Origin of the sequence: Natrinema versiforme (genome assembly GCF_005576615.1) — an archaeon.
Taxonomy (GTDB): Archaea; Halobacteriota; Halobacteria; order Halobacteriales; family Natrialbaceae; genus Natrinema; species Natrinema versiforme_A.
On the sequence record NZ_CP040330.1, the window covers coordinates 865,208 to 887,799 of the forward strand.

At 62.8% G+C, this 22,592-nt stretch carries 16 protein-coding genes; 11 read left to right on the forward strand and 5 right to left on the reverse strand.

Features of this window, described 5'->3' with window-relative positions:
• Positions 1-412: 412 nt before the first annotated feature.
• From FEJ81_RS04215 to FEJ81_RS04265, 10 genes are all read left to right on the forward strand, one after another.
• Positions 413-2,050, forward strand: a complete 1,638-nt coding sequence (locus tag FEJ81_RS04215) for an ATP-binding protein (protein ID WP_394349648.1) — start codon at positions 413-415, stop codon at positions 2,048-2,050.
• 934 nt (positions 2,051-2,984) lie between these two features.
• Positions 2,985-3,746, forward strand: a complete 762-nt coding sequence (locus tag FEJ81_RS04220) for an ABC transporter ATP-binding protein (protein ID WP_138244101.1) — start codon at positions 2,985-2,987, stop codon at positions 3,744-3,746.
• Positions 3,736-5,034 carry an ABC transporter permease gene (locus FEJ81_RS04225; protein ID WP_138244102.1) on the forward strand — a complete coding sequence of 433 codons (1,299 nt, stop codon included), beginning with the start codon at positions 3,736-3,738 and terminating at the stop codon, positions 5,032-5,034. The genes FEJ81_RS04220 and FEJ81_RS04225 overlap by 11 nt, the downstream gene beginning before the upstream one ends.
• Positions 5,031-6,263, forward strand: a complete 1,233-nt coding sequence (locus FEJ81_RS04230) for an ABC transporter permease (protein WP_138244103.1) — start codon at positions 5,031-5,033, stop codon at positions 6,261-6,263. The genes FEJ81_RS04225 and FEJ81_RS04230 overlap by 4 nt, the downstream gene beginning before the upstream one ends.
• A gap of 86 nt (positions 6,264-6,349) precedes the next feature.
• Positions 6,350-7,030 (forward strand): hypothetical protein, encoded by a 681-nt coding sequence (locus FEJ81_RS04235; protein ID WP_138244104.1) that lies wholly within the window; start codon positions 6,350-6,352, stop codon positions 7,028-7,030.
• A gap of 136 nt (positions 7,031-7,166) precedes the next feature.
• The gene (locus FEJ81_RS04240) at positions 7,167-10,007 is read left to right on the forward strand and encodes a DEAD/DEAH box helicase (RefSeq protein ID WP_138244105.1); all 2,841 of its coding nucleotides are present in this window, start codon (positions 7,167-7,169) and stop codon (positions 10,005-10,007) included.
• Positions 10,008-10,260: 253 nt separating this feature from the next.
• Positions 10,261-12,312 carry a PAS domain-containing sensor histidine kinase gene (locus FEJ81_RS04250; RefSeq protein WP_175416350.1) on the forward strand — a complete coding sequence of 684 codons (2,052 nt, stop codon included), beginning with the start codon at positions 10,261-10,263 and terminating at the stop codon, positions 12,310-12,312.
• Between the two features lie 103 nt (positions 12,313-12,415).
• Positions 12,416-13,210, forward strand: a complete 795-nt coding sequence (locus FEJ81_RS04255) for a protein sorting system archaetidylserine decarboxylase (protein WP_138244107.1) — start codon at positions 12,416-12,418, stop codon at positions 13,208-13,210.
• Between the two features lie 74 nt (positions 13,211-13,284).
• Entirely contained in the window at positions 13,285-13,659 is a 375-nt protein-coding gene (locus FEJ81_RS04260; RefSeq protein ID WP_138244108.1) for a DUF7857 domain-containing protein, read from the forward strand.
• Entirely contained in the window at positions 13,656-14,354 is a 699-nt protein-coding gene (locus tag FEJ81_RS04265; protein WP_138244109.1) for a MinD/ParA family ATP-binding protein, read from the forward strand. The genes FEJ81_RS04260 and FEJ81_RS04265 overlap by 4 nt, the downstream gene beginning before the upstream one ends.
• Before the next feature lie 37 nt (positions 14,355-14,391).
• On the opposite strand, the gene FEJ81_RS04270 is transcribed toward FEJ81_RS04265, so the two are convergent.
• Positions 14,392-15,681, reverse strand: a complete 1,290-nt coding sequence (locus FEJ81_RS04270; protein WP_138244110.1) for a DUF7125 family protein — start codon at positions 15,679-15,681, stop codon at positions 14,392-14,394.
• Positions 15,682-15,937: 256 nt separating this feature from the next.
• On the opposite strand from FEJ81_RS04270, the gene FEJ81_RS04275 reads away from it, so the two are divergent.
• Entirely contained in the window at positions 15,938-17,062 is a 1,125-nt protein-coding gene (locus FEJ81_RS04275) for an outer membrane protein assembly factor BamB family protein (protein WP_175416351.1), read from the forward strand.
• A 9-nt stretch (positions 17,063-17,071) separates the two neighbouring features.
• Here the strand turns inward: FEJ81_RS04275 and FEJ81_RS04280 are convergent, their stop codons facing one another.
• The 4 genes from FEJ81_RS04280 to FEJ81_RS04295 are packed head-to-tail and all read right to left on the reverse strand — an operon-like array spanning position 17,072 to position 22,562.
• Entirely contained in the window at positions 17,072-20,128 is a 3,057-nt protein-coding gene (locus tag FEJ81_RS04280; protein ID WP_138244112.1) for a DUF7286 family protein, read from the reverse strand.
• On the reverse strand, positions 20,121-21,179 hold the full coding sequence (locus FEJ81_RS04285) for a DUF7284 family protein (RefSeq protein ID WP_138244113.1): 1,059 nt from the start codon (positions 21,177-21,179) through the stop codon (positions 20,121-20,123). The genes FEJ81_RS04280 and FEJ81_RS04285 overlap by 8 nt, the downstream gene beginning before the upstream one ends.
• On the reverse strand, positions 21,176-21,643 hold the full coding sequence (locus tag FEJ81_RS04290; RefSeq protein ID WP_229504757.1) for a DUF7285 family protein: 468 nt from the start codon (positions 21,641-21,643) through the stop codon (positions 21,176-21,178). Before FEJ81_RS04290 ends, FEJ81_RS04285 begins: the two co-directional genes overlap by 4 nt.
• Positions 21,636-22,562 carry a DUF7283 family protein gene (locus FEJ81_RS04295; protein ID WP_138244115.1) on the reverse strand — a complete coding sequence of 309 codons (927 nt, stop codon included), beginning with the start codon at positions 22,560-22,562 and terminating at the stop codon, positions 21,636-21,638. The genes FEJ81_RS04290 and FEJ81_RS04295 overlap by 8 nt, the downstream gene beginning before the upstream one ends.
• Positions 22,563-22,592: the final 30 nt, after the last annotated feature.

Sequence of the window (22,592 nt, forward strand, 5' to 3'; positions counted from 1 at the left end):
GGTGAAACCAATGTTTAAACAGATTCAGTACCAGTTAGGAACGTAGCCATGCCGATCCACCAGTTGACACAAGTTGGTCGTACGTCGGGCGGTGTTGTGCTCCCGAAGGGCGAGCTTCGGGCGCTTGGATGGTCGATGAAGAGGGCAATGTGAAAGATCAACCAGTGCGAGTGACGCGGACTGATACGGGGACGTGGGAAGTGTCTGTACTCGATCCGAACGACTTCCCGGGAGAGGCATAAAAAGCGACGGTCATTCGGGACTCCTTATACGCATAAACACAAGTTAGCGGTAAGTACAGTCAAAGCTGTATTGCTTATAGAGTAGACACAAATGAGGAAATATGTGAATCATGCCCTCCAAACCGACGAGATAGAACAATCCTTTCAGTATGCCGTTCGTTTGGGAGGTAATGAGTGACCGGGATGTGTCAAGAAGTCCTCGGGAAGATCTCTCAGCACAACTCGAATACCGTGAAAGCGCCCTGCAAAAAGTCTCAGAAACCATCTCCAAGACTAACCAACCGTTTATAGAACAAATCGACACTCTTCTGGAAATTGTTCGCGACGTGGTCGGAACGGACTACGCGACGTTCTCATGTGTTGAGGACAACACCTATATATTTGAGGCAGTTGATGTTCCGGCCGATGCTGACCTGCAGGCGGGAGAGGCGATTCCTCTCTCGGAACTTCCAAATTGCAAGCACGTTGTCGAGACTGAACAGACGCTTGTCCTAAGGGATGTTGAAGCAGAAGCAACAGAGTTAGCAGACTCTACCTGGGGAATTGCCTGTTATCTCGGAACTCCAGTGTTCGCTGGCGAGGAGGTCTATGGGACATTTTGCTTCTACGGGATGGAGGCACGAGCGGAGGAGTTCTCTAACTGGGACGTGACGTTCGTTGAATTCGTCAGTAACTGGGTAAATTCCCAACTCGCACAGAGAGAGCGTGAGCAATCCTTACGTGACGCCAAGTTGCAAATGGAGGCCGCAGTAGAGGCCGGTACGGTCGGGACTTGGGAATGGCACATCCCCGAAGACCAGTTCGTCACTGGGCCTGCGTTCGCCAAGACATTTGGAGTTGACCCAGCTGCGGCCCGAGAGGGCGTATCGCTCGACCAATTCGTCTCCAGAATCCACGAGGCCGACCGCGAACGGGTTAAACAGCGAATTCAGGAAACTGTTGAGTCCGGCGGTGAGTATGAGGAGGAGTATCGCGTCTGGAATGAGGACGACGAACTCCAGTGGGTCATCGCTCGTGGACACGTTGAGTGTGATGAAGATGGCAATCCAATTACCTTCCCCGGTGCACTTATCGACATCACGGAGAGGAAACACACCGAACAACAACTAGAGGCCCTGAACAGCCGGCTGAAGCAGTCGAACAAACGGTTGGAACAGTTCGCGCACGCGGCCTCACACGATCTGCAGGAGCCTCTGCGGATGGTATCCAGTTATCTTCAGTTGCTTGATAACAGGTATGGGGACACGCTGGACGAGGACGCCCACGAGTTTCTTGAGTTCGCCGTTAATGGCGCCGACCGGATGCGTGACATGATTGATGGACTCCTCAAATACTCGCGGGTCGAGACACAAGGTGCTCCGTTTGAACACGTTGACTTGAACAAGATACTAGCGGATGTACGAACTGACCTCCAGCGGCAAATAGAAGAAAATGATGCCCAGATAACCGCGGAGACTCTCCCCCAGGTCAAAGGGGACCCTAACCAACTGCGTCAACTCTTTCAAAACCTTGTGGAAAACGCGCTCGAATATAGCGGTGATGAACCACCGTGTGTCCACGTCTTCACCGAACAGGAGAGGAACAAGTGGATCATTGCTGTCCGTGACGAGGGTATTGGCATTGAGTCTGCTAACCAAGACAGCATCTTTGAAGTGTTCCATCGGCTGCACAGCCGTGATGAGTACGCCGGCACAGGAATTGGACTTGCGCTCTGTCAACGGATCGTTGAGCGCCATAATGGTGAGATATGGGTTGAGTCTGAGCCTGGTGAAGGATCTACGTTTTTCGTTTCACTTCCAAAGCCCTGATCAGAGGGTATTCCTTTCAACGGCTCCCAGATCTGCATCCCATCGGCCTTCGCCTCAGCATGATGTTCAATATGCATATAGCGTTACCGTGCTTTTCAGATAGAACCTACATGAAAAGACTGTCCGAGAAGTCAGACAGTGTCGGACAGAATCATCAGCGGTAAGTACAGGCGGAGGCGTTACCGCCAGCAACCGCGAGCGAACGGTGTGAGCGAGCGGGCCAAGGAACCCTCGAAGCCGCGCCAGTGGCGCGGCTGAGGGGGTGACGCCGTGCTTTTCATCGAAGCTAAGCGGGAGCGAAGCTCCCGCGAGGTCCGAGAGAGCGTTGCTCTCTCGAGATTTTGCCGAGGGCGCGACGGAGTCGCGCCCGCAGCGCAAAAGTTCGGTTCGCACACGTAGTTACCGCGAGCGCGGTGTCCGAGAAGATTGATAGAGTCAAACAGAGTCGCCCCGATATCCCCCTCGAGTCCCACGAAAAACTAGATTCCCGGCGACTCTTATCCGGAATGCAGGTAACCCGGACGCCAGAAATCTGCACCGACACGAGAACCGCGACGACATGACGGTCTGGCTCAGGCCGCACGACGGACCACAATTGTTCGAGGCGGCCGACGATACCGAGCAGCGGAGTGCGTTCGTATTCGAAGACGGAGCAAGTCAGAAAACCAGAGAGAATAGCCCGACGTGATCGGTTGCTAACCTGTACGTACCCGTTTCACTGACAAAGCAGCGCACAATGCGCCCCCTACCTCGTCCGACTCGCCTCGATCACCCGGATACCATCGAACGAGCGCGACAGCCGCGTTGATCGCGGTATCGGCGTCGCCTTCGAGACCGTTTCACGAGCAAAACACCGTGTAGCGGTCGTTTGACAGGGGTAGCCGGGTCGAAACAATGAGTCGGTGGGCGGTCACTGCGAGTGAGACCGTTGGGAATGTCAAACCAATCAGTACACGGTTCGCGATCGTCGGCGAGGGATCGGACGGACGAACGCGAATCGACGGCGGCCGTTCGCCTCGAGGGCGTCACCCACGAGTACGGGTCGACCGGCGGGCGCTTTCGCTCGGGTGACGAGCGGACGGTGACCGCGCTCCGCGACGTCTCCTTCGACGTGCCAGAAGGGATGATCGTCGGCCTCGAGGGACCGAGCGGGAGCGGGAAGTCGACGGTGTTACACGCGGTCGCGGGGCTGTTAGTTCCGACGAGCGGCAGCGTCGAACTGCGCGACACTGATCTCGCGGCGCTGTCCGACGCCGAGCGGACCCGGGTCCGGCGACACCATATCGGGATCGTCTTCCAGCGATTCCACCTCCTGCCGTCGCTGTCCGCCCGGGCGAACGTCGCCTTGCCGCTCGTCCAGTCCGGGGTGCCGCGAGCCGACCGGCGAGCGCGCGCGACGGCGCTGCTCGAGGAGGTCGGGCTGGGCGACCGCGCCACGCATCTGCCGGGCGAACTCAGCGGCGGGGAACGACAGCGCGTCGCGATCGCGCGGGCGCTGTCGACGGACCCGGACGTGATCGTCGCCGACGAGCCGACGGGCGAACTTGACACGGCGACCGGGGCGGATGTCCTCGAACTGCTGACCGATGTCGGCCGCGAGCGGGCGGTGTTGGTCGCCTCCCACGACGAGGCCACGCTCGATGTCGCCGATCGGATCGTCACGCTGTGTGACGGACGGGTGGACGATGTCCGATGACGACGACGTATTGCCCGAGGCGGTCGACTCGCGGCGGCGGACGCGCTGGTCCGGTATCGTCGGTCTGACCCTCGGCAGGTGGTGGCGGCGGGCGACGCGAACGACGAGGGGACGAATCGCGTCGACGATCGCCGCCGTCGCGCTGACGATCGCGCTCTTGGTGGTCGTCACCGGCGTCGCGCTGGCGCTCGCCGACGGCGGCGTAACCAACGGCGATGACGCCGATGTCCGAGTCATCCCCGAGGAGAGCGGAACGCTGTCGTCCGTCAACGGGGTCGAGGACCCGCGGCTCGGCGCGACCAACGAACGGGCCGCGACGATCCGAGCCCAGGACGGCGTCGAACACGCATCGCCGGTACTCGTCGAAACGGCACAGCTCGAGGCGTCCGACGGCGAGCCGCGAACCGTCCGCCTCGTCGGCGTCGTCCCGGATGAGGAGTCACGAACCGTCGCGGGTCTGCCGGCCGGCGAACTCGAGGCGGGCGATCCCCATTACGCGAACGGTTCGTACGAGGGACCACAGGAGCGCGAGATCGTTCTCTCGTCGACCGCCGCGGAGCAACTCGGCGTCAACGCGGGGGACGACATCCCCGTTTCGATCGGTGGAACGGGCGGAACGGACCGAGTCGATACCGCCACACCCTCGGTCACGGTGACGGTGACCGCCATCGCGGACGAGGGTGCCCGCGGCAGCGACGCGCCCGTCGGCGTGGTTCATCTGAGCGAACTCCAGTCGTATTCGGGGAGCGACGACGGCCAGCTCGCGGATCGACTGCTGGTCTGGGGCGAGACCGAGGCGGCGCAGTCGGCGGCGTCCGACGCGTATCCGGCCGCCGCGGTCGAGGTGGCCGGCGGCACCGATCCGTCGGCGCTGTTCGACGACGGGCTGGCGTTCGCGACGAGCGTCATCGCGTTGCTGGTCGGCGTGACGATCTGTGCGTCGTTCGTCGCGACCACCATGGGGATGACCGTCAACGAGGACCGTCGTACCCTCGCCGTCCTCGAGTCGGTCGGGTTCCCGACGCACAGCCGGCTCGCCGTCGTCGCGGTGTCGACGGGGATCACGACGGTGGTCGGATCGATCGCGGGGATCGGACTCGGGATGGCCGGAATCGTCGGCGTCAACGCCGTCGCCGGCGCGACGGTCGCGCCAGGAGCGGTCGCCCAGTTCCACCCGCTACTGGTGCCCTACGCGATCGGCGTCGCCCTCCTGTCGGGACTGGTCGCCGTTCCGTACCCGCTTGCCGTGGCCGCGCGAACGTCCGTCCTCGAGGAGGTGGGCCGATGACGCTGAGCGGGGCGGTGGTTCGCCTGCGCGCCGTCGTCGGACTCGCGTTCGCACAGCTCCGCCGGTCGCCCGGTCGAACCGCCCTCACCGTGCTCGCGGTCACGCTGGCCGTGCTCTCGGTGACGGTGCTCGCGAGCCTCGGGGTCGGGGTCGTCGACAAGGGCGAACAGGGGCTGGACAACGCCGACCGGGACATCTGGATCTCGAGCGATCCGGTCGATCCGTCCGCGAGCGGCACCGAGAACCCGATCGTGGTGGCACACGCCAAGTCGGCCGAGATCACCGCACGGGACGACATCCAGAGCGCCTCGCCGATCGCGATGTACGACGTCTATCTCGGAACGAACGCGTCGGACCTCGAACGCAGGCCCGCGGTCGGCGTCCAGGAGACCCACGATGGGTTCAACTTCCGGGAAGGACGCGGGTTCGAGGTCGACGAGGAGACGGCTGCCACTCCGCCGCCCGAGGAGCCGACGGTGGGCGAGATCGTGATCGATCCGCGCGTCGCCGACTCGCTGAACGTCTCGGTCGGCGAGACGATTTACGTCGGGACCAGCAGACAGACGGCGGACGCAGCCGAGTTCACCGTCGTCGGGACCTCCGGCTACTACTCGCAGTATCTGGGCTCGCCGGGGGTGACGGTCCCGCTGGGCGATCTGCAGGCGGTCGCCGGTACGTCGGGAACCGACCGGGCGACGTTCATCACGGCTGACGTGACCGATGACGCCGATCGAACGACCGTCGCGAACGACCTCGACGAGGAGTACCCTGAGTACGACGTCCGGACCAGCGACGAACAGGTCCAGTCGATGGTCGAGGAGCGCACGATCGTCCTCGCGAGCGGCGCGACGCTGGTCGGCCTCGCCGTCGTCGGCGGCGTCGTCCTGACGGCGAACCTGTTCGCGCTCGTGGCCCACCAACAGCGCGAGCAACTCGCGGCGCTCCGGGCCGTCGGGCTCTCCCGGCGGGTGCTCGCGGGCACGATCGGCACGCAGGGCCTCGTCATCGGGCTGCTCGGCGGCCTCGTCGGGCTCGCGACGACGCCGCTGGCCGTGCTCGGGGTGAACCGATTCGCGGCGTCGGTACTCGGCTTCGAGGGACTCCTCCGGACCCCGCCCGCCGTCTATCTCGGCGGGTTCGCGCTCGCGCTCGTCGTCGGCACGGTCGTCGCGATCGTCGCCGGCTGGCGGGCCGGCCGCTATGCCCGCATCGAACACCTCGAGATCTGATTGCGAGCACCCGACGCCGCGGCCCGCGAGCGCTGCCGGCTTGCGCACGCCGAACCCACTTGCCGGCCGAGTGCGAACGACTCGTGATGCAACTTCGAACACCCGACCGCGACCGAGCGACCTCGGCCGCTGCCGACCCGCCGGCCGACGCATCTTCCTCGAGACGGCTCGCCAAACACCTGCTCACTGCGGCCGGCCTCTTCGGGTTCACGTACGCCGTATTGCGAGTACTGGGCGGGCGCGACGACGTTCCCGTCCAGTCCGTCGACGAGGTTCAGGCCGGCGTCGAGGACGCCGTTCCCGACGAGATCCAGCGCCGTGCTGCGGATGCGGTCCCTGGGGATCGGATCGAGACGATCCGGAACCGGACCGCCGCCACCGTCCCCGACGATATCACCGAGATCTCCATCGACGGCCCCAGAAGCGAGGAGTCGGAGACCGACCTCGATGTCGACGGGTCCGCCGACGCGAGCGAGGGCGAGAGCGAGGACGCCGACGTGACCGGGCTGGACGAAAGCGGTGACGACGAGATCGGCGACTCCGGAGCGGACGAGGCAAGCGCCGACGTCCTCGAGGAAACCGAGACGAACGCGGACTACACCGACGAACGCTCGGACGAGGAGATCGCCGAACGCGCCGAACCCGGCGTGCAGGACGAACCGGCCGAGCCGGGAGAGATGGCGGTCGACGAAGACGTTGCGGCGGATCTCGTCGACACGGATCTCGACGCCGAGTCCGACGGCGAGAGCGACGAATCCGAGGAGTGAGTCGTCTCCGAGACCGATCCGACAGCCGCCGGCGTTCTCCCGGCGGCCGTCGGCACTGGCTCGAGTTGGTCGTCGATCCGGGCCGCGTTCACCGGAAACGTGGGCCTTATCCGGCGTTCGCCCCTAGCGCGTTTCGATGACTGACGGGGACGTCGCGGCCTTTACGCGCCTCGGACCGACGGTTCGGGGGGCGCTCTCCGAACGCGGATTCTCACAGCCGACGGCACCGCAGCGACTGGCGATTCCGCCGCTGTCGGCCGGCGAGAACACGCTCGTGATCGCGCCCACCGGCAGTGGCAAGACCGAGACGGCGATGTTGCCCGTCTTCGACCATCTCGTTGCTGATGACGGCCCACCGGAGGGGTTCGGCGCGCTCTACATCACTCCGCTGCGGGCGCTCAACCGCGACATGCGCGAGCGCCTCGAGTGGTGGGGCGACTACCTCGATCTCGAGGTCGACGTTCGCCACGGCGACACGACCCAGTACCAGCGGGGCAAACAGGCCGAGGACCCCCCGGACGTGCTGATCACGACGCCCGAGACCGTCCAGGCGATGCTCACCGGCGAGCGCCTGCGCGAGGCCCTCGAAGACGTCTCCCACGTCGTGATCGACGAGGTCCACGAACTCGCGGCCTCGAAGCGGGGCGCGCAGTTGGCGATCGGCCTCGAGCGGCTCTACGACCTCTCGGGGCGGTTCCAGCGGATCGGGCTCTCGGCGACCGTCGGCGACCCGGGGGAGGTCGGCCAGTTCCTCACGGGCGGTCGGCCCTGCGAGATTCGGGAGATCGACGTGGGAAGCAACGTTGACGTGACGGTCCGCGAGCCGGAGATCACCGACGAGGACGAGCGACTGGCCGGCGAACTCATGACCGAAGCCGACACGGCCAGCCACGTCCGCGTCATTCGGGATTTGGTCGCGGAAAACGAGTCGACGCTGATTTTCGTGAACACGCGCCAGACGGCCGAGGCGCTCGGCTCGCGGTTCAAGGAACTCGACCTGCCGATCGGCGTCCACCACGGCTCGCTCTCGAAGGAGGCCCGGATCGACGTCGAAGACCGGTTCAAAGCCGGCGAACTCGACGGATTGCTCTGTACCTCGTCGATGGAACTCGGGATCGACGTGGGGCAGGTCGACCACGTGATCCAGTACAAGAGCCCCCGACAGGTCACCCGCCTGCTCCAGCGGATCGGCCGCGCGGGCCACCGGCAGGACGAGGTCTCGAGCGGAACGGTCGTCACGACGCGTCCCGACGACACCTTCGAGGCGCTGTCGATCGCCCGCCGGGCCCGCGACGGCGAGGTCGAGCCGGCGGCGATCCACGAGGGCAGTCTGGACGTGGTCGCGAACCAGTTGCCGGCGATCGTCCAGAGCCGCGGCGACACGTACGTCGACGAGGCCGTCGAGACGGTCACCCGCTCCTATCCGTTCCGGAACGTGCCCGAAGCGACGATCCGCGAGATCATCTCGGAACTGGACCGCAACCGCGTTCTCTGGTTCGACGAGGGCGAGGACCGCATCGAGACCACCGGCGGCACGTGGCAGTACGTCTACGCGAACCTCTCGATGATCCCCGACGAGGAGACCTACGAGGTCCACGACATCGCCTCGGGCGGCCAGATCGGGACCTTAGACGAGCGGTTCGTCGTGAACTTCGCTCAGCCCGGCGAGGTGTTCATCCAGCGCGGCGAGATGTGGCGGATCGCCGAGATCGACGACGAGGAAGCGCGGGTCAAAGTGAGCCCCATCGAGGACCCCGCCGGCGAGGTGCCGTCGTGGATCGGCCAGGAGATCCCGGTCCCCGCGGCGGTCGCCGGCGAGGTCGGCGACATCCGCGCCGTCGCGGAGCCGCAGTTCGAAGCGGGAGCCGACGCGGCCGCGGTCGGGCACGAACTCGCCCATCGATACCCGGCCGACGAGTACACCCTGACCGAGGCCTGTACCCAGCTCGAGCAGCAGGTCGAGAGCGAGTCGCCGATGCCGACGGCGGATCGGCTGGTCCTCGAGCGACAGGGGCGGACGATCGTACTCAACGCACCCTTCGGCCACACGGCGAACGAAACGCTCGGCCGGATCTGTTCCGCGCTGCTCGGCCAGCGCGCCGGCTCGTCGGTCGGCCTCGAGACCGATCCCTACCGGATCGAACTCGAGGTCCCGAACTCGATCGCGACCAGCGAGGTGATCGAGGTGCTCGAGACGACCGATCCCGATCACGTCGAGGCGATCGTCGAACTCGGGCTCAAGCGGTCGGACGCGCTCGCCTTTCGGCTCGCGCAGGTCTCGGCGAAGTTCGGCGCGCTCAAACGCTGGCAGGGCAGCGGGTCGGGCCGGCTCTCGAACGACCGCTTGCTGTCGGCGCTCGAGGACACGCCGATGTACGAGGAGGCGATTCGCGAAGTGTTCCACGAGGACCTCGACATCGAGCGCGCGAGTGCGGTGCTCGAGGGGATTCAGTCGGGCGACCTCGAGTTGGTGACCCACCGCGGTCGGACGCCGATCGGACAGGGCGGGCGCTCCTCGGGCGGCAAGGAACTGCTCGCGCCGGAAAACGCCGACGCGAGCGTCATCAAGACGGTCCGCGAGCGGATTCAGAACGACCGCGTCATCCTGCTGTGTACCCACTGCAAGGAGTGGAAGGTGAAGACGAAAGTCAAGCGGGTACCCGACCGGCCCGAGTGTCCCGAGTGCGGCTCGACCCGGATCGCGTCGCTGAACCCGTGGGCCGACGAGGTCGTCCAAGCGGTCCGCTCTCAGGAGAAAGACGACGAGCAGCGAGAGATGACCGAACGCGCGTTCCGGGCCGCGAGCCTCGTCCAGAGCCACGGCAAGCAGGCGGTGATCGCGATGGCTGCCCGCGGGGTCGGCCCGCACAACGCCGCCCAGATCATCAACAAGCTCCGCGAGGACGAGTCCGAGTTCTACCGGGACATCCTTTCGAAGGAACGTGAGTACGCCCGGACGCAGGCGTTCTGGGACTGACGGGCGACGGCGAGGAGATGTACGCGGTCCCGTCTTCCGCTCGAGGATCGCTCGACTCGAGTCTCTCGACCGGTCCCTCGCCGCGAATCTCGCGACGATCGGGTATGTATAGTAGCCACTGAAACGATTTACACACTGATCGCAACGTCGTCCGGCGATCAGGAGCGCATTGACTTGCAGTGGCTACTATAATCAAGACCTACACGTCACGCGTTCCACAGCCCTTATCTACGGTACGGCCAAAGGGCTGCCAATGGAACCTGGCCCGTCAAATGACCCGTCCGTATCCGAGGAGGGGGCCACCGCCGGTCCGATAGCCGACCGGATGGAAGGGCTGCTCGAGGCGGCGGACGTCGCCTGCTTCCGAGTGACGCCGGCGGGGACGATCGCCGCCGTCAACGACGCGTTCACGCGGTTGACCGGCTACACGCGGGCCGAACTCCGCGAGCGATCCTTCGAGACGCTTTTCGACGATGAAACGACCCTCGAGTCGCTCGGGTCCGATCTCGAGCAGGCGGGCTCGACACCGACCTCGACGCCGATCCCGATCCGAACGAAGACGGACGTCGTTCCCTGTACCGTCCACCTCGAGCGACAATCGCGAGCCGGGGACGTGGAGGGAGACGCCGACCGACAGCCGTCGATCACCGGGATCGTCCGCCGCCGAGCGTCGGCGGCCGATTCGACGGTGAAGTCCCAGTCCGATCTCACGTACGGCCGCACCTTCGAGGCGCTCGCCAACGCGTTGCCCGACGGCATCATCGTCCTCGACACGAACAGCGACATTCAGTACGCCAATCCCGCCGTCGAGCGCATCCTCGGCCACGACCCCGACGAACTCGTCGGCTCGAGCAAGGTCAAGATCATCCCGGAGCGGCTGCGCCAGACCCACCTCTCGGCGCTCCAGCGCTATCTCGACACCGGCGAGCGACACATCAACTGGACCTACGTCGAGTTACCGGGCCAGCACACCGACGGCCACGAGGTGCCGCTGGGCGTCTCGCTCAACGACTTCACGTACGAGGGCGACCGCTACTTCGTCGGCCTCTTCCGGGACATCTCCCCGCGCAAGGAGGCCGAGCGAACCCTGACGGAGAAAGTCGTCCAGCTCGAGTCGGTCTCGTATCTCGGTCGCAACGCCCTCGAGAGCGCCGATACCGACGAGTTGCTCGAGAAGGCGACCGAACTGGTCGCGGCGGCGCTCGACACGGAGTACGCGGCCATCTTCGAACACGAGGTGGCCGGCCCCGACGGGGAGGCGCTTCGGCTCCGAGCCAACACCGGCTTCGACGCCGCCGACGGGACGATCGCCTCCGCAACCGATTCGATCGGCGCGGCCGCGCTGGCCGACGACGATCCCGTCGTGATCGAAGACTTCGAGACCGAGGACCGGTTCGACGGGCCGTCGCTGGTGGACGACCCCGACGCCCGGAGCGGGATCACTGTCACCGTCGGCCCGGCGACCGATCCGTGGGGCGTCCTCGACGTCTACGACACCCGCCGGCGGGAGTTCGCCGATCACGACGTCGACTTCCTCGAGAGCGTCGCGACGATCCTCGCGACCGCGATCGAGCGCCAGCGGTACGAGCGACAGCTCAACGAGACCGTCTCGGACCTCGAGGCCTCGAACGAGCGCTTAGAGCAGTTCGCCTACGCCGCCTCCCACGACCTCCAAGAGCCCCTGCGGATGGTCTCGAGTTATCTCCAACTGATCGAGGGCCGCTACGCCGACGACCTCGACGCGGACGGCCGGGAGTTCATCGAGTACGCCGTCGACGGCGCGGACCGCATGCGCGACATGATCGACGGCCTCCTCGAGTACTCCCGGATCGACTCGCAGGGTGACCCGTTCGAACCCGTCGATCTCGACGCCGTCCTCGAGGACGTACTGACGGATCTGCAGGTGATGATCGACCGGCAGGACGCCGAGATAACGGCCGCGTCGCTTCCAGAGGTCACGGGCGACTCGCGACAGCTCCGCCAGCTGTTCCAGAACCTGCTCTCGAACGCGATCGAGTACAGCGGCGACGAGCCGCCGCGGGTGCGCGTCAGCGCCGAGCGAAGCGGCAGGAACTGGGAGATTTCGGTCCGCGACGAGGGGATCGGGATCGATCCCGACGATCAGGACCGGGTCTTCCGGGTCTTCCAACGCCTGCACAGTCGCGAGGAGTACGACGGCACCGGCATCGGGCTCGCGCTCTGTCGCCGCATCGTCGAGCGCCACGGCGGTCGCATCTGGGTCGATTCCGAACCCGGTGAGGGGTCGACGTTTTCCTTTACGATCCCGGTCGAGGCCCCACAGTAGCCCGGTCGCCGGTTTCCGGTCATTCGGTCGATGGGTCTCATCGACGCCATCGTCGACCGCTCCATCCGTAACGGCCATACGATTCCGTCCCGTTACCGCTCCTATGAACTTCGCGCCGGGGGCCTGGAAGTACGCCGTCCTTCCACTGCTCGCTGCCCCGTTCGCCCTTTTCATCAGTGTCACGGCGGGGCTCGTCGCGTTCGCGGCCGGAGCCAGCACCCTCGCGTTCTTCCGCGATCCCGAACGTACCCCGCCGCCGACGGGCGTCGTCTCGCCCGCGGACGGGAACGTCTCCGTCCTCCGCGAGGAGGGCGATCAGGTCCGGCTGGGGATCTTCATGAACGTCTGGCACGTCCACGTCGTCCGCGCCCCCTTCGCGGGCCGCGTTACCGACGTCGAACACGTCTCCGGCGCGAACCGACCCGCCTTCTCGAAGGAATCCGACCGGAACGAACGCGTCCACGTCCGCCTCGAGACCGACGCTCCGACCCTGCCGTCCGACGGTGACGAAACGGCGACGATCGCGGACAACGGCGGGGAACCGGTCGCCGCCGACAGCGAGGCGACGGCCGGCGACGGCCCCACGAATTCCCACCCCGACGAGCCGAACCACGACGCCGAAGTCACGCTGATCGCCGGCGCGTTCGCCCGCCGCATTCATCCCTACGCCGAGCGCGGCGACGACCTCGAGCGCGGCGACCGCATCGGCCACATCGCCTTCGGGAGCCGCGTCGACCTGCTCTTCCCGCCCGCGGTCGACCTCGAGGACGTCGCCGCCGATATCGGCGATTCGATGACCGCCGGGGAGACGGTCGTCCTCGAGTCCGCCGGCGGGTCGGTCGCCGGCGAGTTCGACCTCGGAACCGACGCCGGCGGCGACGGCGACCGAGCCGAGTAGCGGACCCCTGTGGCACCGCTACAGTCGCCCCGACAGCGATCACCTTTTTATCGGATCGGGCGGCCAAGCCGGCCGTGATCGAACTCGAGTGGGAGACGGACCGAACCGAGGGAGTGACGCTGGTCTCGGCGATCGTCACGAACGCGCTGACGACGCCCCAGATCGTCCGTATCGAAAATCGCGTCGACGGTCCGCTTTGGACCCCGAACGGCGAGCGACAGTCGGCCCCCGAGTGGAGCGACGGCTGTTGGGAGGGACTCGTCGAACCGAACCGCTGTCGCGGGTTCGGCTTCGCGACCCCGATGGAACTGGCAGCGGTAGCCGACCCGCCGCTCGCGGTGACCGAGACCCGCCGTGCCTCGAACGATCGGGCCCCGGAACCGACCGACGTGTTCGCGTCGATGGCCGACTGGCGACCGCCGCTCGAGAGCCTCGAGCGGGTGCGATGATCGTCGCCGTCAGCGGCGGGAAAGGCGGCGTCGGCAAATCGACGGTCTCGCTCAACCTCGGCCGCGAACTCGACGCGGTCGTCGTCGACGGCGATCTGACGACCGCGGACCTCCCGCGCGGTCACGGGCCGGACCTCCACGACGTGCTGGCCGGTCGAGCCGACCCGCTCGAGGCGATCGACCGACACCAAGCCGTCCGATTCCTCCCGGCCGGACGCACGCTCGCCGGTGCCCGAGCGGCGGACGTGACGACGCTTCCACGCGTCCTCGAGCGGATCGAACGCGAGTGCGGGCGCGTCGTCGTCGACTGCCCGGCCGGGCTGGCACGCGACGTGGGCCACCAGCTCGAAAGCGCCCAGATGACGGTCCTCGTGACGACACCGACCGAGTCGGCGCTGGCCGACGCACTCCGCACGAGACGACTCGCGCTCGATCTCGAGACGCCGGTCGCAGCGGTCGTACTCAACAGAGCTGACGCCGCCGCCGTCGACCGGCTCGCCGACCGCGTCGAGCGGACGTTCGGCGCGCCGGCGATCGGGATCGAAGAGCGGTCGGCGGTCGCCGACGCACAGCGCCGGTGGCGCGCCGTCCGCGATGTCTATCCGAACTGTGGCGCAGTCGACGCGATCCGGACGGTCGCTCGACGGATCGAACGCTGTGAGAAGCGGCTGTCCGATCGAATCGGTGTCGTCTAACCGGTCTCGCTCGGTCGGCCGCTCCGCTCCCAGCTACTCAGGAGTCGTCTCCGACTGATTCGACCGGGCTCGAGGAGTCACCGAACTCGAGTTCGATCGGCTCTATCGACCGCCCACCGGCCCTGAACTTCGGGATCGAGAGGCGGTGCTCAAGGGTCGATCCGGCCTCGGTCGCGACCGTCTCCATCTCGAAGACCGCATCGACCGCGTGCGTCGTCGCGCTCCGATGGGCAGCGTCTCCCGGCTCGTCGAGACAGTGTAACAGACCGATACTCTCGGTCGCGACCAACTGCTCTTTGAGGTCGTCGAGAAAGGTGACGTAGGCGTCCCGATCGCCGCTCTCCAGTGCGTTTACGGGGTCGACGATGAGCGTCGACGCGGCGGGGAGTTTCTCGATCAGGTCCATCGCCGCCCCAGGCTCGTCACCGCCGTCGAGGCGGCGAACCGTCGGGTTTCCGGTCGTCGTCGCCGTGGCCTCGAGCGCTCGCTCGACGTTCGCGGCCGACCGTTCGGTCGAGAGATAGAGCGTCCCGCGGACGGCGGTCGCCTCGTAGAGGAGCTGCTCCGACTGGCTGGCCGGATCCGCGACCACCGCGACCAGCGACCCCGGAGCCAGCCCCCCGCCCAAGCGCCGGTCGAGGTCGTCGATTCCCGTCGGTAACAGGTCGCCGTCGTACTCCACCGGCGTTCGGTCCGGTGACGCCCTCCGCTCTAGCGTCTGTGCGAGTTCGTCGTAGGCCACGCAGGTCGCCTCGTTCGTCAGGGGCGACGATTCATCGGGAACTCGCCCCAACACCGGAACGTCGGTCCACGATTCGACCGCCTCCGGAACGCTGTCACATCGATTCAGTACCGTTCCGAGCACCGGGATCTCGAGTCGACGCGCCATCTCGATCGTCGTCTCGGCGGCACTGCAACTGCGCTCGCCGTCGGTCGTCACGACGATCACGCCGTCGGCCGCCGAGAGCGGTTCGACGACATCGGGACCCGCCCCCGACGGGCAGTCCACGAACGTTCGGACGCCGTCGGCCTCGAGCAGTTCGAAGGCCGTCCCGAAGTCGACCTCCGTCGACGGCTCCGGAGCCGAGAGCAGTCCGACGTTCGAGACCCGCGGACTCGACTGTGCGACCGAATCGACGTTCGTACCCGGCTCGAGCGCCTCGAGCGTCGGTTCCCGATCGACGCCACCCGCGACGTGGACGTTCGGCAGTTGCCGGTCGGCGTCGACGGCGATCGCCGCCGTCCCGCGCCGGCCGAACGCTTCGGCGAGCCCGATCGTCGTCACCGTCTTTCCACAGCCGCCTTTCGCACCCGCGATAGCGATCATACCGACAGTGGCTCGGCATCCCTTTTGAACCTCCGTTCGGGCATAGTCGTGGTCTTCGCCCCGTCTGTCGATGCTCGTTCGACGGCGGATTGCTCGAGATATATCACTCCCATTGAAATATGAGATAGCGAGAGTTTTATTTGATTGAAGGAGAGAAGTGACGTATATTATGGATGATCGATCGATTCGAACTCGTCGCGGTTGGTTGGCGAGTTGTCTCGGTGCGACTGCTGGGATTTCGGGACTTGCAGGGTGTATGAATGATGACAAGAGCAATAACAAGGATAGCGGGACCGGTGATGAACTGCCAGCCAGCGAGTGGCCGATGTACGGAGTCGATCCGCAGAATACGGGGTATCATCCGACTGCGACTGGGCCGACGGGAGACGATGTGGAGCTAAACACGGTCTTCGAATCTGAGGGTGTAATTAGCAATAGCCCGGCGATCGTCGATGAAACGCTCTACGTCGCTGCTGACAACCATCTACACGCAGTTGATCTTCCGAGTGGAGACCTCGAGTGGAAAGAAGAAGTGAACGCATCACCCACCGCTCATCCAGCTGTTGGTAAGGGGGTATATGCCGGAACAAAAGATGGGATCGTTGCGATTGACCGCGACGGAGAGGAGGTATTGTGGAGGGAAGATATCGGTATTAGCAGTATCAATCCAGTCATTGCTGGTGATGCGGTAATCGGAACACAAAATCTGCTTCTTCATCGTTTCGACCCAGAAAATGGTGATGAAACAACTTTACATAATATGCGCAATCATCAGGGTCGCGGGCCACACACGAACGTACCAGCGTTTAATAATGGAAGTGTGTATTTTGCAGGTGAGAATACACTCTATGCAGTAGATTCTGAAAACGGTGAAATCGAGTGGAGATTTAAGAACCCAAATGAAGAGCCACTAGGAGAGAGTAATCCAGCAGTCGCAGATGGAACTGTCTATGTTGGTGGCGAGGATCAGCGACTGTACGCAATTGATGCCGAGAATGGCGAAGAGGAATGGTCAATTGGAATCGACGCACGTGTGGAATGTAGTCCATCAATAGCGAATGGGACCGTCTATTTTGGTGGAGCAGGCACAGGAGCACAGAAATTCTTTGCTGTCGACATCAAATCTCAGGAGTATCTGTGGGATCCGATAAAGCTCCCATATCGTGTACAGACAAAGCCATTGATTGCTGATGGGATCGTTTATATACCTAGCTATCATGATTTGGTTGCCCTCAACTCAAGTAACGGTACCGTGAAATGGCATTATAAAGAGTTTGGAAAGAGAGAGGGAGAATCAATCAGAGCACCACTTGCCATCTCGAATGATATTCTTTATGTCCCAACCGCAGGTGGAAATGTTTATGAAGTGAAGGAGAAGTGATGTGGGGTGTCAATTACTAATCCCTATCTTCTCCTTTGAAATACAACTGCTACTTTCCTTATTGAAGTTTGGGCCAGTGTTCTTCCACGCTACTGAACATTTTTCCTGTGGTGAATCTGAACCCTTGTAGCGCCACGTATCACCAACTCCTGGTGAACCCATGGACATTAATTGCGGACTTGGAGCAATAATTGGAATGACTAGATCATTGGCAAATGAGATTGGTTCAACAGAACCAACTGCAAGGTCCTCTTGATCTGCCCAGGATGGTGTTTCGATAGTAACTTTTGATGCCTGTTGGACATAGGTCATTCCATCATTGGTCGTTGGAGAACCGGCATTAGAACGTACTTCAAAACGCGCATATTCTCCTTGTATCTTCACGTAATAAGCGTCAAGTTGCAAATAGAACAGGGATGGCCATGGCAGAAGAGGAAAGCCTGGGTGGCCAACTCCATCAAGATAACCAGCACCCATGGGAGCATGCTCTGAATCATTGATATTACTGACTGAGAGTGTGTTGCCGCTATGCGGACGCACTGCTGGAACCTCAGTGCGATTAACGCTCTCTAATGAGAGATACGTTGGTGAGGCCTCAACTCGATAGTCCATATCATCCACTAATGGAGATTGATTGAATGATGCTTGTGTATCTTGAGGCCGGGTTTCGGGATCCATCATCTGATCGATAAAGTTCATTGGACCGCTGAGGAGGTCATTACTTGTATCAAGGACTCCCCCAAAGAGGTCATTTAGGATCGCGCTGCTCTCCCCGAGTGTCTTGTCATGCCAACCGTTGATCAGGTCAATATTATCGTGAGTGTTCTCAAAATATTGTTTTCTAACTTCGGCTCGAAGAAGATCTGCTGTATTATTATAAGGCTCAGAAGCATCCTCATACACTAATTTACGCTCTAATTTACTCACATTCTTCTCGATACCTCCAAGCGGACTTGGTCTTTCAACCATATCCCACAAGTCTGTCTGATGAGGCTCTGTAGTCGTGATAACGTCATAATGTGTCTGATTGAGATCTGATAATGCCCATTCGTAGAGTTTTTCCCGATTTCGTGGACTTACATCAATATCTGGATCAGCAGAGTAGGGGATTGCTTTCTTAAAATCAGGAGTATGTATTATACCATCACTTGATTCGACTATTTCGTCCTCAAGTTCTCTTTCTTGGTATCTAATAGATGTCGAACTGAGACCGAACGTTTCTCTGATTGCTATGTTTTCAGATCCGTTAAAATTTTTCACAAACCCATATTCCTCATTCCACGAATCTCCTCTGAATAGAGATTGTATCCCACGCTTTTCCCGTTCAGTTAAAATTTCGTCAGAAACAAAATCACCGGTGATTTTGTAACTAGCACTGTACGTTACATTCTCCTTCCAATTCCAACGAATTCGTGGTGATCGATTCACATCCTTATGCTTCCATTCTGATTTCACACCGACAGATGTATCATAGTTGATATCTATTTTAGCGAGGTCACGGTTATCGAAACTTGTATTATTATCTTCCGATATAATATTAATAGTTACGTCAACATCTGATTGAGATTGATCAGCGTGGTAGGTCTGATTAATTGGACCAGACCAGTTCCCTGGGTTTTGAGCCCATTCAGCAGGAGATGTTGGATTTGGTAAACTATCATGTTTATATGGTCCATTTTCTGTTGTTTTCACATCTACAGCGTATACTTTCTCTATTATCTTAGATATGCCATCTTCCTGTGGATAATTAGTTAAAAATAATTCCTCAACATCCGCTAGAACACCACTCTCATCATCTCTGAAACTTCCGACTCTATCAGCCATACCTTGGTTTTCCAACTCATCTGAGAAGTAGTTTTCAAGATATTGGCTGTTGAACCGGTCAGTTTGTCCAAGCGACTCATTAAACTCTGCTTCCACTTGCTCCATATCCATCCCGGCCGCCATCTGCATATAGGAGACATCAGCGAACGGATGGGCCTGAATCTCGACATCGGTCTCGACGTTGTCCTCGAGCATCGTCAAAACGATATCTTGGACGGTCGGCGCGTCCGGGAGCTCACCCTCGGCGTCGATCAGATCGGCGTTACAGAGGTTGCTCTCGTTGGCAAGTGAGTTGTTCTCGCCGCCGGGAAGGAAGTCCTCCGTTTCAACATCGCCCGCGCTCGAGGCGAGATCGCTCCCCATACAGAGCGTCGGGAGGAGCATGGCGCGGTCCTTGGAGGGGTCGGTCGTGCCGAAGGTCTTCTCTTGGAGGCCGAAGACGGCGTCGTTGACCATCACTTCGGTGTGCTCGTTCGGGGTGAGGTTGTGGAAGGCGCGGTCGCCGCTGGAGAGTCGGTCGTAGTAGGCTTTCCCCCACGTGTAGGGGTACATTCGTGCTGCGAAGTACCGGCCAAAGCCGTCGTAGCCGTCGGTTTCGAAGAACCCTTTGTTGAGTTGGCTCTGGAACTCCTCGGTTCGGTCTTTGAGCTGGTAGAGCGGCGTGCCGACCGTCACCGCCAGCGACCGTTGCTCGGTCACCGTCTCGCCGTCGCTTTCGGTGACGGTCAGTTTGATCCCGTCGATGTCGACGGTGAGGACGCCGGGTTCGCGCCTGTCGATCGAGACGCGATCGATCGCCGCCTCGAGGTCGTCGCTATCGCCCCAGTCGATCCGCTCGACCGAGGCTCGAGCGGTGGTGTCTTGGTCGACCTGTTGCTCGGCGTTCGCGAACGATTCGGAGACTTCGCGGTAGATGAGGAGTTTGAAATACTGATCGAACACAGCTTCGTCCTCGTCGACGGCATTGCTGAAGGCTGCGTCCGCCCCCTCAGTCGAGGTGACGGGTGCGCTGGCGGCGTCGTCGGCAGCACGGAGGACTGCCTGTCGCAGTTCGCCGACAGCGACGGACTCGGCGCGATCCATCGCGAGTGCGTTGTCGGTGTCGACGGTCGGTGTGTCTCTGGACTCCAGCACGCCGACGATCATGATGCTGCTGACCAGCAACAGGACGGCGATCAGGGCGAACGGAATGCGGGCGCGGTCATCGTCTGCGATCGAAACGGTGTGAGGTCGGTCAGTCATGGGTCCACGTTTGAATCGTAATCGTCACGTCGGCAGTCGATATCTCGTCGGCGAGCAGCGCCGCGATCTCCTCGTCTCGTCGTTGGCCGTCGTACTCCGCCTCGATCGCCGCGATCTCGGGAGCGAGAGCGGTCTGTAGGTCTGCCCCGATCCAGTGGCCCAGTCCGTCCCGACCGAACGCGTCAGCGTCCTCGAGTCCGCGGAGTACCTGTGCGTTGGCTTCGACGGCGTCCGCCTCGTTGCGCTTGAGCGGGCCGTGATGATCGGGGTTCGTCGTCCCGGTAAACTCGTACTCGAGGGGTGCGACCATCCGCTCGTAGCGAAAGACCGCGAGTTCGTGGGAGACGCCTTGGCTCTCGAGGGTTCGCTGGGTGTCGGCCGGCGGGAAGTAGCCGTCGACGATCGCCGACCCGACTACCATCCCGGCCGCCTCGAACGACTCGTTCTGGGGCGTTTCGACGCGGTCGGTTCGATCGCCCAGATACTCGTTCCAGTCGGTGCCCCCGTCCAGATACGCGCGTTCGATTTCGTCCGAATCGACGGCTGGGAGTCCGCTTGAGGCGGTCAGTGTCACGCTCGAGACGTCCGCGGTCGGCGGGGGTCGTTCGCCGGCGGTGGCGGTGCCGTTGATCGAGGCGTTGTCGTAGGGCTCCCACTCGGCGACGGCGTAGAAATCGCCGCTCGAGCCGACGAGGGCGCTTCCGATGGACGCGTCGACGGCGGTTTCGAACTCGTCGCCGGCGGGTCGGATTCGGGTCCCGTCGATGCGAGCGTTCGCGACGGCCGCGTCCGCGAGCAGTCCGGTGGCCGAGCCGTACTCGGTCCGGTGGTACTCGCCGGCGCGGTCGTCGATCGGTGCGGTGTCGGCGAGACTGTACCTGACACTGAGCGTCGATTCGCCGAGGAGTTCGGCCGTTCTGTCGGCGCGGTCGTCGTCGAACTCGTCGTCGGAGTCGGAGAGGTGGAGCCCGACCAGCAACACGCTCGCGCTGATGAGCAAGAGCGCCATCGTAACGTCGACGACCGTACTCACGGCGCGGTCACCGCTCATCCGTCCCACACCCCCACAGTCAGGGTTCCGCCGCGGACGGCACCGGGTCTCGTTTCGACGGCGACCGGACGTTCGGCTACGCTCGCCTCGTCCGGCGGCCCCTCGAGTTCCCCGCTTTCGATGGGGTTCCGGTCCGGTTGCCCGTCCGTCCCGAAGAACGCGTCGGCCACGACGGTCTCGCGGCCGTCCTCGACGGTCGTGACCTGTACGTAGACGTTCCGTCCGTGCGGAAGCGACGCCGTCTCGATCTCGTCGCCGAGCGCGCGGTCGCCGCCGGGAACGACGCCGTCGGTCTCGATATCGTCTTTGATCCGGGTGACTGCCGTCGTCTCCGTCGTCCGGTCGGTAGCACCGGGGAGCGTCTCGGTGATATAGAGCCCGTACAGTCCCACGCCGACGAGGAGCGCCGAGACGGCGACGAGCGCGGCGAGCGGTTCGGTCTGTCCGCGCCGGCGGCTAGACATCGACGAGTGTGACATCGAAGGTTTCCGTCGCCGCGTTGTGTCTCACGTATCCCGGCGTCTCCGCGGGAGTGTCGATGGCTGCGCCGCCCGACTCACACACCGAGACCGGCTCGGAGTCAGGCTCCGCACGGAGCCCTTTAGGGGCGTCGATGCCCTGGTCGGCGCTTATCGTCTCGGCACAGACCTCCTCTCCGCCGACCCGAATCCGCACGTCGATCGGGAAATACAACGAATTGTGATCGGTGAGATCGTCTGAGTCGAGGCGGGCAGTTTCTGCCGTAGGACTCGCGTCGACGGATTTCTCGATCCGGCCGAGATCCTTCTCGCCGGTCGCCAGTATCTGTACGGTCGCGTCCGTGTTCGCCTCGTAGGCGAACCGAGCGTCATGCGTCTGGTCTCCCGCAACGCGTTCGAATTCGACGGCGACGCTGACGGTCGGTACCGGCGTGGTGCTGACGGTCCGGGTTCGGATCCGGTCGTCCGCAGTCCGCCACTCCCCGGTGTTGTCCGCGTACGCGTCGTCGACATCCTCGAGGAAGACGTCGAACGCGTTCGTGTCCGCTCGGTCGAGTTCCGTCGCGTACTCGTCTTCGAAGGCGCGCCCTTCGGAGAGGTTCTCGAGGCGCTCGTGGCCCATGACGGGGACGACGCGTCCGTAGGTGAGACTCGCTCGAGCGGTGCCGTGCTCGTTTCGCATCGCGACCGTTCGGCCGTCGAACTTGATCTCGGTCGCGTCGTGGTCGTAGGTCGAACTCGCCTGGGCGGTGCTGCCGGCGGTTTCCTCGATGGCGTTTACCGCCCGATTGGCATCCGGCGGTGGCCCGTTCGGCAACCCGACTGCGATACCGGCGACAGCGACGCTGACGATGGAGACGGCCAGCCAGACGTACCAGCCGTCGACCGGGGTTTCCAGATCCATGCTGCCTCTCGCCGCGTGTTCGTATTTAAA

Coding starts and splice junctions, on each gene's coding strand:
- FEJ81_RS04215 (WP_394349648.1), top strand. CDS start 413: ATGAGTGACCGGGATGTGTCAAGAAGTCCTCGGGAAGATCTCTCAGCA.
- FEJ81_RS04220 (WP_138244101.1), top strand. CDS start 2,985: ATGTCAAACCAATCAGTACACGGTTCGCGATCGTCGGCGAGGGATCGG.
- FEJ81_RS04225 (WP_138244102.1), top strand. CDS start 3,736: ATGTCCGATGACGACGACGTATTGCCCGAGGCGGTCGACTCGCGGCGG.
- FEJ81_RS04230 (WP_138244103.1), top strand. CDS start 5,031: ATGACGCTGAGCGGGGCGGTGGTTCGCCTGCGCGCCGTCGTCGGACTC.
- FEJ81_RS04235 (WP_138244104.1), top strand. CDS start 6,350: ATGCAACTTCGAACACCCGACCGCGACCGAGCGACCTCGGCCGCTGCC.
- FEJ81_RS04240 (WP_138244105.1), top strand. CDS start 7,167: ATGACTGACGGGGACGTCGCGGCCTTTACGCGCCTCGGACCGACGGTT.
- FEJ81_RS04250 (WP_175416350.1), top strand. CDS start 10,261: ATGGAACCTGGCCCGTCAAATGACCCGTCCGTATCCGAGGAGGGGGCC.
- FEJ81_RS04255 (WP_138244107.1), top strand. CDS start 12,416: ATGAACTTCGCGCCGGGGGCCTGGAAGTACGCCGTCCTTCCACTGCTC.
- FEJ81_RS04265 (WP_138244109.1), top strand. CDS start 13,656: ATGATCGTCGCCGTCAGCGGCGGGAAAGGCGGCGTCGGCAAATCGACG.
- FEJ81_RS04270 (WP_138244110.1), bottom strand. CDS start 15,681: ATGATCGCTATCGCGGGTGCGAAAGGCGGCTGTGGAAAGACGGTGACG.
- FEJ81_RS04275 (WP_175416351.1), top strand. CDS start 15,938: ATGAATGATGACAAGAGCAATAACAAGGATAGCGGGACCGGTGATGAA.
- FEJ81_RS04280 (WP_138244112.1), bottom strand. CDS start 20,128: ATGACTGACCGACCTCACACCGTTTCGATCGCAGACGATGACCGCGCC.
- FEJ81_RS04285 (WP_138244113.1), bottom strand. CDS start 21,179: ATGAGCGGTGACCGCGCCGTGAGTACGGTCGTCGACGTTACGATGGCG.
- FEJ81_RS04290 (WP_229504757.1), bottom strand. CDS start 21,643: ATGTCTAGCCGCCGGCGCGGACAGACCGAACCGCTCGCCGCGCTCGTC.
- FEJ81_RS04295 (WP_138244115.1), bottom strand. CDS start 22,562: ATGGATCTGGAAACCCCGGTCGACGGCTGGTACGTCTGGCTGGCCGTC.